This is a genomic window from Sphingobacterium sp. NPDC055346 (genome assembly GCF_053645235.1).
In genome coordinates, this window is sequence record NZ_JBSHMI010000006.1 from 191,714 (window position 1) to 206,123 (window position 14,410).

The window sequence follows — 14,410 nt, forward strand, 5'->3', positions numbered from 1 at the left end:
AATATCCTCTTTAAGGATTGAAAATTAATATCACAAAGACCGCAAACAGAACTAAATGCATAATCCCTACAATAGGAGCAGTCCTTCTACCTGAAAAGGAAAGCATGCTCAAGATTAAGGTAATTACAAAGAGTATGGTTTCTGTTGTGGTCATACCAAATAAGACTGTTTTGCTAGCTATAAGACCAATAATCAATACTGCAGGTACCGTAAGACCTACCGTAGATACAAAAGCACCATGACATAGGTTGATAGCACGTTGGAACTCATTATTCATTGCTGCTTTAACCGCTGTCATCGATTCTGGTGTAAACACAATGATGGCAATCAATACTCCACCTAACAATGGAGGAAGATTCATTTCCTTGATTCCATAATCAACCAAAGTAGCAAGGTTATGGGATAAGAGAACAATGGGCAATATCATTCCTAATAACACCAAAGTCCGCAATAACACCTCTTTTTTACTTACTTTTTCATTTTCATGTCCGTCAGTTTGTTGGCTTTCATTCCGTTGGCTGAAAAAGATTTCCATCTGTCCAGGTTTCGGTTGAATATAGAGATGCCTATATCCCTTCATTTGATAGGCCAAAAAGAACCCATAAAGTAAAATGACCAATCCTGAAATACTGGCGGCCTGTACAGTGGTAAATTCCCCATTCCCTTTTCCTTCGATGAAATTGGGAATCATCATCGAGATCCCGCCAAGCATAATGATCATGGATAAATAGGTAATTGTTCCTTGGGCGTTATACTCCTGCTCTCCATGTCTTAGACCACCAAGAAGGATACATAGACCTAAAACCAAGTTCATAATGATCATCATCACAGAAAAAATGGAATCTTTTCCAATGGTCGGGTTGTCCTCAGGGCCGAACATCATGGCAACAATCAAGATGACCTCAATGGAGACAATGGAAAGGGTTAGGATCAGCGTTCCATACGGTTCACCGAGTTTATGGGCCAATTCATCAGCTTCTTTAACTACTCCAAAGGCAGCACCGATGATAGTAGCCAATACAAGTACGAAAATACCTATAGCCAATGTGTTGTTTCCGTAAAGGCCTTCAATACTTTTTCCAAAAAACATAAATATAAAAACCATCAACCAGATTAGTATTAGTCTGATAATTGTGTTTTTTGTTAAAATATTGTTCATTTTTTCATCTCCTTTTTAATTCTGTAAGAATTGATTTTTTTTGTCCATGCAAATCTCCACAATATTAATCCTATTATTTTTTACAAAAGTTAAAAAAGTATTAAGTTTCTGTTGACAAACTACTGTCATTGAATGTTATACTTTTGAGGAAATCAATGTTTATATCATGGAATATTCAAGTGTTATTAAAATTTTATTATCCCAGTACCGAGCTGCCCTAGGCATGTTACGTGATGTCACCGAAAAAGTACCCGATACTGAATGGAACAGTCATGAGTATAACAATCCAAATTGGCAATTGATTTATCATGCGATATGGAGCGCCAAACTGTACCTATCTGCAAGTTATGAAACCTTTGTGCCTTTTTCTGGAGCAATTGAAGGCGCAGAAAGTTTAGGTGGTGATAAAGACTGGGAAAACTCAGAAGTTGAAGTGGTAGGACTTCATTCTAAGCAAGAGATATTGGAATTTATCCACGAGGTTGAACAAAATTTGGAAAGTTCATTAACGCTATTGCCCTTGGAAGCAGATTCCGGTTTTGAGTGGTATCCTTATAGCAGATTGGAATTGCATTTAAATACCATCAGGCATATTCAGCATCATACAGCCCAGCTTATTGAGCGTTTAAAGTCGAAGGGAATTACTGGATTTCCATGGTGGATAGATCAGAACAAACCTGGTGAATGGATATAAACTGAACAATTTAATTTAAAAATTATGTTTGCCGTAAAAGTAGAATATGAAGTTTTTCCCGAATATGAAGAAGAGAATAAAGATAGGATCCAGGATTTCTTAAAGGCCTTTGAGGGATTAGATAATTCGAGGTTCAGGTATTCAGTATTCCAGGACCGAGAAAGCAAGCGATTCATCCATCTTTCCGAATATAAGGATGAAGTGATCCAAACAGAGTTACTATCCAATCCGATTTTCTTAAAATTCCAGGAAGAAAGGGACAAAAACTTGAAAAAAGGACCTTCAATTACTTGGCTTGACTGTGTACTTTAGCTCAATAACTATTTTATCGAATTCTCATGCATTCGATGACAATAAACTGATTGTTACTGTCCGTAGTAAAGAATAGGTAGGTTTTTCCGCCATCTTTAATCTTATGTTTCTTACGAATCACCTCGACTTTCTCCGGAAAATTTCGAGTGGCAATATTGGCCTGGACAAACGGATTGTTCTTTTTTAGACTTGAATAGGGAAGAACCTGTTTTATTTCGAACACCCTGCCTGGAAACTCAGGTTGAAAAACCTCAGAAGTATATAGATGCGAGTGTTGATGGAGCTTTCCTAATCCAAAATACTTCCCAACGCTCTTAAAGGCACCAGCTTTGCTAAGCGCGACATCCGAATCATAGAGATAATGCTGTGGTTCAGCATAGCGGTTCATCGTTGCCCTTTCTGCGTCATAAGTAAACTCAAATGTTTGCAGTTGATCGGCAAATAATCGTATAGCCTTAATCTTCGTCTCTCCTTCAAATCCGCGCTCCTGAATGAACAACAATTCTTTACAATCATTATCCAGACTGATGACATAAACAAATTTGACATGCTTAAGGCTTGTCAACGCAGTACTGATATCTAGAAGGGGAGAAACTTTGCTGATGATGTATTTGCTCTTGCTAAAGAAAAGGTCCTGGTTGGCAACAATATTCGGTTCACAATCCTCCAAAAGAAATACCTTTCCTTGGTTCACCCTTCTTGAGGGGTCTACATAGATATAATCAAAGGCATGGTCTTCACTCTGTCTGAGTAATTCGATGCCATCAGTAGCTTTGCAAACCAAATTATTGACCCGGAGTATGCTGGCATTATAGGCCACAATTTCAGAAAGCTTTTCATTGAGTTCACAATGGATGACCTCTTCAGCCTCTTGCGCTAAATAACAGCTGTCCACAGAAAAGCCCCCTGTCAGATCAATAACACGGCTTCCTTTCGCAATCAAAGTTTGCTTGATGAGTGCAGTATGTTCTGAGGAACACTGCTCGAGATTGATCTTATCAGGATAATAAATGCCTTCGCTGAAAGCCCAGGTAGGTAATTTCTTAACGCTACGTTGCCATCCATCAATCTGGGAGGCCAATTCTGCTGAGCTCACATTCGGAAAAGGACTTTTCTTCAAGGCTACCTCTGCGGGAGATTTCTCCCGGTTAACCTTAATGAATTGTTGAACATCCTTCTCTAAAATGTGTTTATTCATCTTTGTTTTTCACCAGCATTTGGCAAGTGTAACTATCCTTAAGTTCGCGAAAAATTTCCTTATTTACCAAAACGCGATCTATAGTTTGTTGATTGTAGTATCGAATGGTAATTAATTCTAATCCAGTGGCCACTGATACCTTATATCTCTTTTTCAACTGTTCCAATAGGTTCAGGACATTCTCTCCGGTATCATCCACGCTTACCGAGAAACTGATAGCAGAGTTGTGCATCATATTGATCTTGATTCGATTCTGGTGGAAGGCATCAAAGATATGGCTCAAGTTATCCTCTACGATAAAGGAGAAATCGCGCGGTTGAATATTGATAAAGACCTGATTGACCTTAAAGATAAAAGAAGGCACAGGAAGGGTTTGATTCGTTGTTTTTATCTGTGTACCAGGCTCTTCTGGGTTAATAAATGAACGGACATTCAGTGTTATTTTCTTATTTTGAAGCGGTTTGATGGTTTTAGGATGAATCACCGTTGCTCCATAATATGTTAATTCAATTGCATCGGTATAGGATAGTTCAGGAATAAGTTCTGTTTGGTCAAACCACTTAGGATCTGCATTCAGGACTCCCGGTACATCCTTCCATATCGTGATGTTTTCTGCATTTAGGCTTGCAGCAAAGATGGCCGCAGAATAATCTGAACCTTCTCGGCCAAGGGTAGTCGTAAAGTTTTCAGAAGTTGAACCGATAAATCCTTGTGTAACGACGATATATTCATCTAAAATGCTTGGCAGATCCTTTCGGATCTTTTCTTCTGTCTTTTCCCAATCCACTTTGCCCTCACGGTAAGTGTTATCGGTCATGATAAAATCCCTTGCATCCACCCATTGGGTTGCTAATCCTTGATAAGAAGAATATGCAGCAACAATTTTGGTAGAAAGCAATTCTCCTACAGAAACGATCTGGTCATAGAGATAGTCATAGTCATCTTGCGGTTCTTCTTCCAAGATCCACTCAATTTCTACAAAAGTATTGGCGATATCATCATAAACAGGATGGTTATGGTCAGGAAACAATTCATGCAGGATATCAAAATGTTCTTTCTTCAAACTTTCAAGGTGTTCAAAACATGCACCATCACGTTTGATGTAACTCTCTGTCACTTTCACCAACTTATCTGTCGTTTTACCGATTGCCGAAACCACGATCAGAAGGGAAGAATCCTTATATCGTTCAACAATGGAAACTACATTTTTTATATTTTCTGCACTTTTAACGGAGGCTCCGCCAAATTTAAATACCTGCATTTACGCTACTGAATTGAATTGTAATACTCTGTAATGTTTTTTATGTAATTCTTTCCGGTCTGGGTCATACAATCCTGAATTTCTTCATAAGGAATGGTGAGATAAGTGGTACCTCCCGAATAGGGTTTGATTTCGTAGGGATTATAAAAAAATATGATACCCTCTTTGGAAACCCCATAATTAGCTGCCAAGGAAAATGTGTCATTTTCGAAGAAATAATCATCCTTATAGCTGCTGGTATCCGAGAGTCCTTCCTCTTTTCGAAAGAATCTTTCTGCAATTTTAGTAAATTCTTTCATCTTATTCTCAGAAATAAACGTATTCAGCTTTAATTTTTCTTTTGTTTGGACATCATAAACGTTCCATAGGGTATAACTATTGCCATGGGCACCTCCCGAAAACTCATAGGTGATATTGTCCATCATGATGAGATAGGGGTTATTCATCATCACACCGATAAAGGTTTCCTTTTGCCAAGCAAGAGGATGTTTTACCTCATTTTCTTCAACAAAATTGGCATATCCCTCCAAGAAATTATGGACATATTGTTCCAATGTCTGTTCCTTGTCCAAAAGAATGTTTTCTTTGACGTATCGGTTCATCGTACTGTCCTCAAAAATTGGATACGTCAATCCAACATAGGTCGTGTCAATCCGATCACCATCTGCAGCAAAATAAGGACTGATCTCTTTAATGCTGGTGTCGTTGTAAACAAGGGTGTCTTTAGATCCAGTAACGACCACTTTGTGCGATTTTGATCCATCAGTTTTGTTGCTCTGACAAGAACTGGCTGAGGCCAAAAGGAATACAGACGCTAAGATAGGGTATAGGCTGGGTCTAAAAATTGATATTGACATTGATCCACTCTTCATCGAATTTGCTGTTATACTTTTTATAAAAATCTATTGCTGGGGTATTCCAATCTAGTACCTGCCACATCATCCCAGAATATCCCTGCTCTTTGGCATAAGCAATGGTATGATCCAGCAGATCTTTTCCGAAACCTTTGCCACGCATGCTTTCCGTGATGATAATGTCCTCTAAATACAATCTTCTCCCTTTCCAGGTCGAATACCTTATATAATATAAGGACATACCAATAATTTCACCTTCGTATTCACCAACAAATGCCCACCAAACCGGATTTTCCCCAAATCCAGAATCTTCAAATTCCTCCATGCTGACCGTCACTTCTTCAGGTGCTTTTTCAAACAGGGCCAATTCCTTGATCAATTCTAATAACCTTGGGCAGTCTGCCTTTACTGCATTGCGAATGGTTAAACTCATTATTGTGCTTTATAGTGTTTGATGACTCTCTTACCAAATATGGTACTTCCTAATCTTACCATATTGCTGCCTTGCTCGATAGCAATCTTATAATCAGAGCTCATACCCATGGACAAGATATCAAAACTTTCCTCTTTGCGGAAATAAGTGGTCTTTATTCCGTCAAAAAGCATTTTTAACTCATAGAACTCTTCTTTAATGATCTTTTCGTTTTCCGTATTGCTGGCAATCCCCATCAATCCTCGGATACGGATGTTTTTAAATCCTTCAAACTCCTCAGAACGTAATAGTTCAATCGCCTCAGCATGGTCCAAACCGAATTTTGTATCCTCATCAGCAATATACACCTGCAATAGGCAGTCGATGATGCGGTTGTTCTTTAGCGCATGTTTATTGATTTCAGCCAAAACCTTCAAGGAGTCAACAGAATGGATCAAACTTACAAAAGGAGCTATGTATTTAACCTTATTGGTCTGAAGGTGGCCAACCAAATGCCATTCAATGTCTTTGGGCAAGCTTTCATATTTGGCAACGAGGTCCTGAACTTGGTTTTCACCAAAAATCCGTTGACCTGCCTCATAGGCCTCCATAATATCTTCATTAGGCTTTGTTTTCGAAATCGCAACTAATGTAACACCGATAGGCGACAATTCTTTTTGTAATTCTGTAATATTCTTTGCTATACTCATGATGAAAAAGGGTTCGCATTGATGAAAATTGGAAAGCTTATTGCAAGCTTTTCCGTATTTTTGTACAAATTTACAAAATGCAACGCTTAATACTGGGTTTACTTCCTTTGTTTTTTATCGTTTTCTCCTGCAAAAAGCAGGTTCCTGAAGGTATTTTGCCCCAAGAAGACATGGTTGAGCTCATGACCGAGGTGCATATCCTTGACGGTTACATTTCTAATATACCCGTGGATAGTGCCAAAAAGGTCATTGACCCGCTGTATGAGCAGCTTTTTGCTAAATTCGGAATAGATTCTGCAAAATTTACCAAGAATGTAAATTATTATTTCGGAAATCCCACATTAACCGTAAAGACTTACGACCAGGTTGTCAAAACCCTGGAAAAGAGAGAACGCAGTTATTATAGTCAGGATTCCTTGAAGAATCTCATTTTGCAGGATAGCATGAGCAGAGTTACCAGAATGCAAGTTAAATTACAGACCTTGAACAATATGATCCTAAATGCCGAAGCTGATTCTGCGGAACTTAGCATTGCCGATAGGACCAGAAGATTTTATGAACCTGTAGGATTGATGCGCTTTTGGGAAAAAAATATTTTGGAAAAGAAAGCACCAATGGGTACTGAAACTCCTGATATATCTACTTTGCCAATCCCTGAAAATACAACTCCGGAAACTTCACCTGATGTACAAAAACCAACTGAGTTGAAGCCGCAGGATAATTTAGATACTATTCCTTTTAGACATCGAAACGAAAGACTGAAGCCGGTCACTAGGCCACGCGAAAGACCTATTGTACAATAGCAAATGATATATCCACAGAACGCAGTAGAAAAGTTAGGATTTACGGAAATTAAGGAGCTCATCAAGGCAAAATGCCTTAGTGAGGCTGGGAAAGAATTGGTAGATAAAATCCAACCTCAAGTGAAATTGGATTTAATCGATCGCTTCTTGCGTCAGGCAAATGAGTTCAAGGAACTCCTTGTCCATGATGCTCCTCTTCCTGTAGACCATTTTTACCCTATAAAAGCCATTATTGAAAAAGCAAAAGTTGAAGGCTCCTTCCTACTGGAAGAAGAATTTCACCGTGTTTTGCTATCCCTAAAGACGGTTTATGCCGTAATCCGTTATTTCAATGACCGTGCTCAGCAATACCCAAACCTGGAACTGCTTTTCGAGCACCTTCCTATAGAAAAGAATATCCTGCGTCAGATCGAACAGATCATCGACGATAGGGGAAAGATCAAGGACAATGCCTCTAAGCTCTTATTAGAAATAACCTCGCAGATCAGCAAAGCGGAACAGGAAGCAAGGAAACGCCTTGATACTGTTTATAAGCAAGCGCAACAGAATGGCTGGACAGCTGATGGGAGTTTGACCATCCGCGACGGTAGGTTATGTATTCCCATTCTAGCCGAAAATAAGCGTAAGCTGAAAGGTCTGATCCATGATGAATCGGCTTCAGGCCAAACGGCTTATATTGAACCTGAAGAAGTTTTCCACCTTAATAATAAGGTTAGGGACCTGGAATTTGAAAGAAGGAGGGAGATCGTCAGGATCTTGACCACGCTGACTTCTGAACTAAGGCCTCATGTTCCCTTATTGTTTGCATACCATGGGCTGTTGACCAAATTGGATTTTGTGAGGGCCAAGGCATTGTTCGCATTGGATATAGATGCGCAAATGCCTGAACTTTCCAAAGAAGCTGAAGTGTTCCTGGTAAATGCCAAACATCCACTTCTTTATTTGGCATCAAAACAAGAAGGTCATCATTCGGTCGTTCCATTGAATCTCAGGATCGATGGAACGGATCGTGTTTTGTTGGTTTCAGGACCTAATGCAGGAGGTAAATCCGTATGTATGAAAACCGTTGGCCTCTTACAGTTGATGTTTCAATCGGGGCTGTTGATTCCTTGTGATACCAATTCTAAGCTTGGTGTTTTCAAGCAATTCTTTGCGGATATCGGGGATGATCAATCCATCGACAGCGATTTAAGTACTTACTCGGCACATCTTTCCAAGATGAAGCACTTTACCCAGTTTTCAAATGCCAGGACAATTGTCCTGATCGATGAATTCGGAACGGGTACAGATCCGCAGTTCGGTGGCCCTATTGCCGAAGCTGTCTTGGAAGTACTGAACAAAAAGCAAATTCGGGGAGTGATCACGACCCACTATTCAAACCTGAAAGTCTTTGCGAGCAATTCAGAAGGTATCGAAAATGCATCCATGCTATTCGATAATGAAGCGATGAAGCCTTTATATGTGCTTCAGACAGGGAAACCAGGTAGTTCCTATGCCTTTGAAATCGCACAGAATATTGGTTTGCCTAAAGAAGTCCTTCACCTAGCCAAACAGAAAATCGGTGTTCAGCAAAAGAAAGTAGATACCCTATTGGTCGACCTGGAACGCGAAAAGAAAGAGGTCTACGATACTAAGGTTGCCATCAATCTGCGTGAAAAAGAAATCGTAGGACAGCAAGCTGAATTGAATGAATTAAAGAGCTATTTGGAAGAGAATAAGCGACAATTGCTCAAAGATGCCAAGGAAGAAGCTAGGCAGATCATTAAGAGCGCCAATAAACTGGTTGAAAATACCATTGCTGAAATAAAGACCAAACAGGCCGATAAGGAAGAGACCAAAAAACTGAGAGCTGGATTGCAACATGCTTCCGATAACCTGAAGGAAAAATCAGTTAAGGAAATCAAAAAGCCTGAGGTTGTCAACGAAACTGCTGAAGCGGTAGAGGTAGGGGACTGGGTGAAAATTATTGATACAGGTAATGAAGCCCAAGTGATTGAGATTGCGAAGAATAACCTGATCTTGGCCCTCGGTGATCTCCGGACGGTTGTCAAAAAAAATAAAGTAGAAAAACTGAGAGGAAAGGAGAAAGCTAAGGCCGCTAAGCGATTTAGATCCGTTGCTTCGGATAGTGTTGCTGACTTTAGTCCCGAGGTTGATGTACGTGGCATGCGAACTGAAGATGCTTTAGGTAAAATAGAGCAGGTTTTAGATCGCGCCGTTATGATTGGATATCCATCATTAAAGATTGTACACGGTAAAGGAGACGGGATTTTGCGCAAATTCATCCGCGATTATTTAAGGAAATATAACCAGGTTAGCCGTTTTGAAGATGAACATGCCGACAGAGGCGGAGATGGGATTACCTACGCTTACCTGGACTAAGAAAATTATAGCATTTGAAAGGGGACTAAGTTTTTAGTTCCCTTTTTTTTGTTCCAAAACATTCATTACTCCTTTTCAAAATTTGGGATTATCGAATCTCAAAAAAAACGTTGCTTTATTTTCCTTCTTATCGATCATGTTAATCGCCTGATTTTTGTCTGTTTATAAAAATAGTTGTTGCGATAACTGCTAAATCGTTAGAAATAGGAAAAAACTTTTCAACAATTTCAAGAATGTTAAAATTTGTTAAAATATCAATTTCCCTCCGGTTTCATTGCCAAAATTTCAACCAAAATGAATAGTTGTTTAAAAAACTAATTAAGTTTTAAATTTTTGCTTACTCGAATAAGTCAATTAAATGCAAAAACGTGGTAGTGAGTATATTAAGTTTATGTTAATCGAGATTGAAAATCAATATGTCTTTATACTTTTGCACTACTTATTTTAATAAAATAGAAGTATGAAAAAAATCTCTACTCAATTAGTAACATTATTCTCAATGTTGTTGCTTTGCAACGTCGCTTGGGCACAGACAGTCCTAAGAGGTGTTGTAACTGATGGCACCAATCCGGTTGCGGGGGCATCTGTATTAGTACAGGGCACATCGGCAGGTACATCGACTGATGCAAATGGAGCTTTTACCCTGAACTCTCCAAAAACATCAGGTGTTTTAATTTTCCGCGTTCTAGGATTCAACACTAGCGAAATCAAATTCGCAGAAGGACAATCTGATTTAGGAACAATTGTTTTACAAGCTCAAGAAGATGGTGAAGCAATTGGTGAAGTAGTGGTAATTGGTAAAGGTATTATTGATATCGCCGATAGAAAAACGCCTATCGCTGTATCAACCATTACACCTTTAGAAATTCAAGAAAAAAGTGGTGCTAACGTTGAATTCCCGGAATTAATGAAGAACACCCCATCAATCTACGTTGCCGACCAAGCAAGTGGTTTTGGTGATTCTAAAATGTTCGTTCGTGGTTTCGACCAATCGAATACGGCATTCTTATTAAATGGTCAACCTATCAATGGTATGGAAGATGGTAACATGTACTGGTCTAACTGGTCAGCTATGTCTGATGTTGCTAACTTGATCCAGATTCAAAGAGGTCTTGGTTCTTCTAAATTAGCTATTTCTTCAGTGGGTGGTACAGTGAATATCGTAACTAAAGCTACTGATATGGTAAGAAGAGGTTCCGTAGGTATGTCAACTGGTAATGATGGATTAGCAAAAGCTATGATTTCTTACAGTACTGGTATGCAAGGAAAATGGGGGGTATCATTTATGTTGAACGGATGGAGAGCTGATAAAAAATATGCTCTAGGTACTGCAGGTGCTGGACAAAACTATTTTGTATCTGTGGGTTACAAGCCAAATGATAACAACACCTTCAACTTCATGATCTTTGGTGCTCCACAGTGGCACGACCAAAACTTCTCTAAACCTTTAGAGACTAGCTACAGAGAAATCGGTCCTACAGGAAATAAAACTAAAGTTATTGCTACTCCAGGTTATGATATCACTGGTGAAAGAGGTAACTCTAACTACGGTTGGTACAACGGTGAAGGTCTTTCTCAAAGAACTAACTTCTACCACAAGCCAGTAACGAACTTAAACTGGGACTTGAAAATTGATGATAAATCATCTCTTTCTACCGTACTTTACGCTTCAATGGGTAAAGGTGGTGGTACTGGTATCTTGGGTAATGGTCCAGGTTATACCGTTAATGGTTTTAACGCAGCAAATGGTACTACAAACTGGGATGCCCTAGCTGCTATTAATGCTGCTCAACCTAACAAAATCTCTAGCGGAAACAATGGTTCTGCATTAAGAGCTTCTGTAAACAACCACTTCTGGTACGGTTTGGTTTCTAACTACAACTTCGAAGCAAACGAAAACTTCTCTTTCAACTTAGGTGCTGATTTACGTTTCTACAAAGGTGATCACTTCCAACAATTGATTAACCTATTAGGTTCTGAAGGTCGTATCGCCGATAATAAAACTCGTGAAAAAGGTTATGTAGTTTCTGAAACTTTCTCAACTAATCCTTGGTCTTCATTGTTCAATAGTGCTGATGTAGATCAAAGAGTAGGATATGACAACTCCGAGAAAATCAATTACCAAGGTCTTTTTGGTCAAGTAGAATATAGTTTAGATGGATTCACTGCATTCGTTCAGGGTTCCCTTTCTAACCAATCTTACCAAAAAATCGATCGTTGGAACTATGCTGAAGGCGAAAAGAAATCTAAATTCGATAACAAATTCGGTTACAACATTAAAGGAGGTGCTTCCTATACTTTCGAAGATGCACACACAATCTTCGCTAATATTGGACAATACTCCCGTCAACCATTCTTAGATAACGTATTTGTTTCTAATACGGTAGATTTTGTAGATCCTTCAGTGGATAATGAAAAAATCTTCGGTGTTGAGGCTGGTTATAAATATTCTAACCCAATCGTTGCAGTTAGCTTCAATGCTTACTACACAAAATGGGATAACAGATTCACTGATTACACAGCAAGAGATTATACTGTAGGTGGAACAACATACCCTGATGTAACTTACTTATTCACTGGTGTTGGTCAGCTTCACAAAGGTTTAGAATTAGAATTTGATGTAAACGTTCTTTCTAACCTTAAATTAAGAGGTTACGGATCAATCGGTGACTGGAAATATGATGGTACATCTCCTTACCGTGTAAGAGATAACAACTCATTTGATATCGTTTTCGAAGATAAAACAGGTCAAGATTTAACTGGTGTAAAAGTAGGTAATGCTGCACAGACAACTTTTGGTCTTGGTGTTAAATACTTTATCCTTCCTCAATTCTCAATCGATGCTGATTACAACCACTATGCTAGATTATACGGTAATGTGAATGTAGATGACGTAATCAAATCATCTTTGAACAATGAAGTTTACCAACCTGAAGAATTAAAAGCTTATAACGTAGTAGATGCTGGTTTAAGCTATACTTTCAACTTGAAAAACGGTAAAAACATTAAATTCAGAGGTAATGTGAAAAACCTTTTCAACGAGAACTACTTCTCTAGAAAAGATGCTTTCGGTTATTTCTACGGTTTAGGTACTACTTGGAACACAGGTTTGACTTACAACTTCTAAGCAAAAATTTAATTCCAATAAATATTGAAAGTCCCTCGGTTGTGCCGAGGGACTTTCTTTTTATAATGTTGTTCATGCCAGCTGGCTGTTTACCTGTGTTTTGACAATTTGAGTAACACTTATCGAAACCTAATGACATTATAGTGCAATGAAAAAACTGCCTTAATATTTTGGCGATAGGGTACCAGACGACAATGTCCTTATTTAATTCTTTTAGTCATACTGAGGTTCATCCGAAGTGTCTCGGAGCCTTGCAAACCCAATTTTGTGAATAATTGCATTTGCATACAGTTCATCAATCTCCGATAGTTTGTACTGGCGAACAGTTCCTAAATCTTCGATTTAGGGGGACAGTGTCCTTTTGTGGAAAACCGTACAGATTCCTTACTAATCGTTCAGAATCAAAATTTGCTAAAGAGGGATTCAGAGTGAAGCGAAGAATCTATTTTTTATTTATTTAGAGGTTTTTGTCATCCCGAAATCGTAAGATGAGGGAACTATTTTTTTATTCTATGCCCATACAAGGAGATTTATTGTAAAATATTTCACCCCCTCTGGGGGTTATTATCTGTCCTAAAAGGATAGGAGTTAATCACCCTAAAGGGAGATATTAATGTTAGGATTGCAAGAGGTGGGCTTATGCAATAAGCCCCTACAAAATCTGCTACCTTTCCATCCTGGTTCAATCCCCGATCTTGGCCTATCCTCTCATCCGTTCCATCCTGGTTCAATCCCTGATCTTGGTCCATCCTCTCATCCCTTCCATCCTGGTTCAACCCTAAAAATTCGGTTTCAACAGATATTTATCATAGAACCTAAAGATATGTTCAGTAGCTTCTTCCGCTGTATCCACCATTCTGTATAGGTTCAGATCTTCCTCGCTGATATATTTATTGCCAAGCATGGTGTTTTTGATCCAGTCAAAAAGGCCGTTCCAGTATTCAGTACCAACCAGTACGATAGGGAAGCGGGCAATCTTACCAGTTTGTATCAATGTAACAGCTTCAAACAGTTCGTCCATTGTCCCGAACCCTCCTGGCAATACGATATAACCTTGAGAATATTTCATGAACATAACCTTGCGGACAAAGAAATAATTAAACTCCAGTAATTTATCGCGGTCAATATATTTATTGTGGAATTGCTCATGTGGCAGTTCAATGTTCAGTCCTACCGACTTACCTCCGGCCGTATAGGCTCCTTTATTGGCAGCTTCCATGATTCCTGGTCCACCACCTGATATAACACCGTACCCGCGGTCTGCCAATAGCCTCGCAATCTCTACGGTCATTTGATAATATTTATGCTCATCCGGTGTCCTTGCCGATCCAAAGATCGAAACACAGGGGCCAATCTTAGCCAATTTTTCAAACCCATCTACAAACTCCGACATGATCTTAAAGATTTGCCAAGAGTCTTTTACCTTAATTTCTTGCCAAGTTTTATTGGCAAATGAATTTCTGATTTTATCGTCTTTAACCATTTGGTCTTTTTGTTT

At 38.9% G+C, this 14,410-nt stretch carries 12 protein-coding genes; 5 read left to right on the forward strand and 7 right to left on the reverse strand.

From position 1 onward, the window contains the following. Nucleotides 1–10: 10 nt before the first annotated feature. Nucleotides 11–1,090 carry a calcium:proton antiporter gene (locus ACWICE_RS13745; protein ID WP_454298583.1) on the reverse strand — a complete coding sequence of 360 codons (1,080 nt, stop codon included), beginning with the start codon at nt 1,088–1,090 and terminating at the stop codon, nt 11–13. Between the two features lie 235 nt (nt 1,091–1,325). Between ACWICE_RS13745 and ACWICE_RS13750 the strand changes: the two genes are divergently transcribed. Next, complete coding sequence (locus ACWICE_RS13750; RefSeq protein WP_454298584.1) at nt 1,326–1,853, forward strand: DinB family protein; 528 nt, start codon at nt 1,326–1,328, stop codon at nt 1,851–1,853. A gap of 24 nt (nt 1,854–1,877) precedes the next feature. Continuing rightward, a complete protein-coding gene (locus tag ACWICE_RS13755) occupies nt 1,878–2,165 on the forward strand; it encodes a hypothetical protein (RefSeq protein WP_454298585.1) in 288 nt (95 codons plus the stop codon). A 13-nt stretch (nt 2,166–2,178) separates the two neighbouring features. Here the strand turns inward: ACWICE_RS13755 and ACWICE_RS13760 are convergent, their stop codons facing one another. From ACWICE_RS13760 to ACWICE_RS13780, 5 genes are read right to left on the reverse strand one after another with little or no spacing between them, the layout of a single operon-like run. Beyond that, on the reverse strand, nt 2,179–3,363 hold the full coding sequence (locus ACWICE_RS13760; protein WP_454298586.1) for a class I SAM-dependent methyltransferase: 1,185 nt from the start codon (nt 3,361–3,363) through the stop codon (nt 2,179–2,181). Then, nucleotides 3,356–4,624 carry an aspartate kinase gene (locus ACWICE_RS13765; RefSeq protein WP_185213677.1) on the reverse strand — a complete coding sequence of 423 codons (1,269 nt, stop codon included), beginning with the start codon at nt 4,622–4,624 and terminating at the stop codon, nt 3,356–3,358. Before ACWICE_RS13765 ends, ACWICE_RS13760 begins: the two co-directional genes overlap by 8 nt. A 5-nt stretch (nt 4,625–4,629) precedes the next feature. Next, nucleotides 4,630–5,481 (reverse strand): DUF3298 and DUF4163 domain-containing protein, encoded by an 852-nt coding sequence (locus ACWICE_RS13770; RefSeq protein ID WP_185213678.1) that lies wholly within the window; start codon nt 5,479–5,481, stop codon nt 4,630–4,632. Continuing rightward, nucleotides 5,462–5,911 carry a GNAT family N-acetyltransferase gene (locus tag ACWICE_RS13775; RefSeq protein WP_185213679.1) on the reverse strand — a complete coding sequence of 150 codons (450 nt, stop codon included), beginning with the start codon at nt 5,909–5,911 and terminating at the stop codon, nt 5,462–5,464. Before ACWICE_RS13775 ends, ACWICE_RS13770 begins: the two co-directional genes overlap by 20 nt. Continuing rightward, nucleotides 5,911–6,600 carry a YggS family pyridoxal phosphate-dependent enzyme gene (locus ACWICE_RS13780; protein WP_185218403.1) on the reverse strand — a complete coding sequence of 230 codons (690 nt, stop codon included), beginning with the start codon at nt 6,598–6,600 and terminating at the stop codon, nt 5,911–5,913. Before ACWICE_RS13780 ends, ACWICE_RS13775 begins: the two co-directional genes overlap by 1 nt. Nucleotides 6,601–6,677: 77 nt before the next feature. Here ACWICE_RS13780 and ACWICE_RS13785 point away from each other — a divergent pair, with 77 nt between their 5' ends. The 3 genes from ACWICE_RS13785 (at nt 6,678) to ACWICE_RS13795 (ending at nt 12,912) form a co-directional block, all read left to right on the forward strand. Beyond that, the gene (locus tag ACWICE_RS13785) at nt 6,678–7,403 is read left to right on the forward strand and encodes a DUF4296 domain-containing protein (protein WP_185213681.1); all 726 of its coding nucleotides are present in this window, start codon (nt 6,678–6,680) and stop codon (nt 7,401–7,403) included. Between the two features lie 3 nt (nt 7,404–7,406). Continuing rightward, nucleotides 7,407–9,785, forward strand: a complete 2,379-nt coding sequence (locus ACWICE_RS13790) for an endonuclease MutS2 (protein WP_454298587.1) — start codon at nt 7,407–7,409, stop codon at nt 9,783–9,785. A gap of 460 nt (nt 9,786–10,245) precedes the next feature. After that, nucleotides 10,246–12,912 (forward strand): TonB-dependent receptor, encoded by a 2,667-nt coding sequence (locus ACWICE_RS13795; RefSeq protein ID WP_313262146.1) that lies wholly within the window; start codon nt 10,246–10,248, stop codon nt 12,910–12,912. Nucleotides 12,913–13,690: 778 nt separating this feature from the next. On the opposite strand, the gene ACWICE_RS13800 is transcribed toward ACWICE_RS13795, so the two are convergent. Further along, nucleotides 13,691–14,395, reverse strand: coding sequence for an LOG family protein (locus tag ACWICE_RS13800; protein WP_093097958.1), 705 nt, complete (start codon nt 14,393–14,395; stop codon nt 13,691–13,693). Nucleotides 14,396–14,410 lie beyond the last annotated feature (15 nt).

Excerpts from the sequence above, each read along its gene's own strand:
- ACWICE_RS13750 (WP_454298584.1), top strand. The coding sequence starts at position 1,326 with ATGGAATATTCAAGTGTTATTAAAATTTTATTATCCCAGTACCGAGCT.
- ACWICE_RS13760 (WP_454298586.1), bottom strand. The coding sequence starts at position 3,363 with ATGAATAAACACATTTTAGAGAAGGATGTTCAACAATTCATTAAGGTT.
- ACWICE_RS13745 (WP_454298583.1), bottom strand. The coding sequence starts at position 1,090 with ATGTTTTTTGGAAAAAGTATTGAAGGCCTTTACGGAAACAACACATTG.
- ACWICE_RS13755 (WP_454298585.1), top strand. The coding sequence starts at position 1,878 with ATGTTTGCCGTAAAAGTAGAATATGAAGTTTTTCCCGAATATGAAGAA.
- ACWICE_RS13770 (WP_185213678.1), bottom strand. The coding sequence starts at position 5,481 with ATGTCAATATCAATTTTTAGACCCAGCCTATACCCTATCTTAGCGTCT.
- ACWICE_RS13780 (WP_185218403.1), bottom strand. The coding sequence starts at position 6,600 with ATGAGTATAGCAAAGAATATTACAGAATTACAAAAAGAATTGTCGCCT.
- ACWICE_RS13800 (WP_093097958.1), bottom strand. The coding sequence starts at position 14,395 with ATGGTTAAAGACGATAAAATCAGAAATTCATTTGCCAATAAAACTTGG.
- ACWICE_RS13795 (WP_313262146.1), top strand. The coding sequence starts at position 10,246 with ATGAAAAAAATCTCTACTCAATTAGTAACATTATTCTCAATGTTGTTG.
- ACWICE_RS13775 (WP_185213679.1), bottom strand. The coding sequence starts at position 5,911 with ATGAGTTTAACCATTCGCAATGCAGTAAAGGCAGACTGCCCAAGGTTA.
- ACWICE_RS13790 (WP_454298587.1), top strand. The coding sequence starts at position 7,407 with ATGATATATCCACAGAACGCAGTAGAAAAGTTAGGATTTACGGAAATT.
- ACWICE_RS13765 (WP_185213677.1), bottom strand. The coding sequence starts at position 4,624 with ATGCAGGTATTTAAATTTGGCGGAGCCTCCGTTAAAAGTGCAGAAAAT.
- ACWICE_RS13785 (WP_185213681.1), top strand. The coding sequence starts at position 6,678 with ATGCAACGCTTAATACTGGGTTTACTTCCTTTGTTTTTTATCGTTTTC.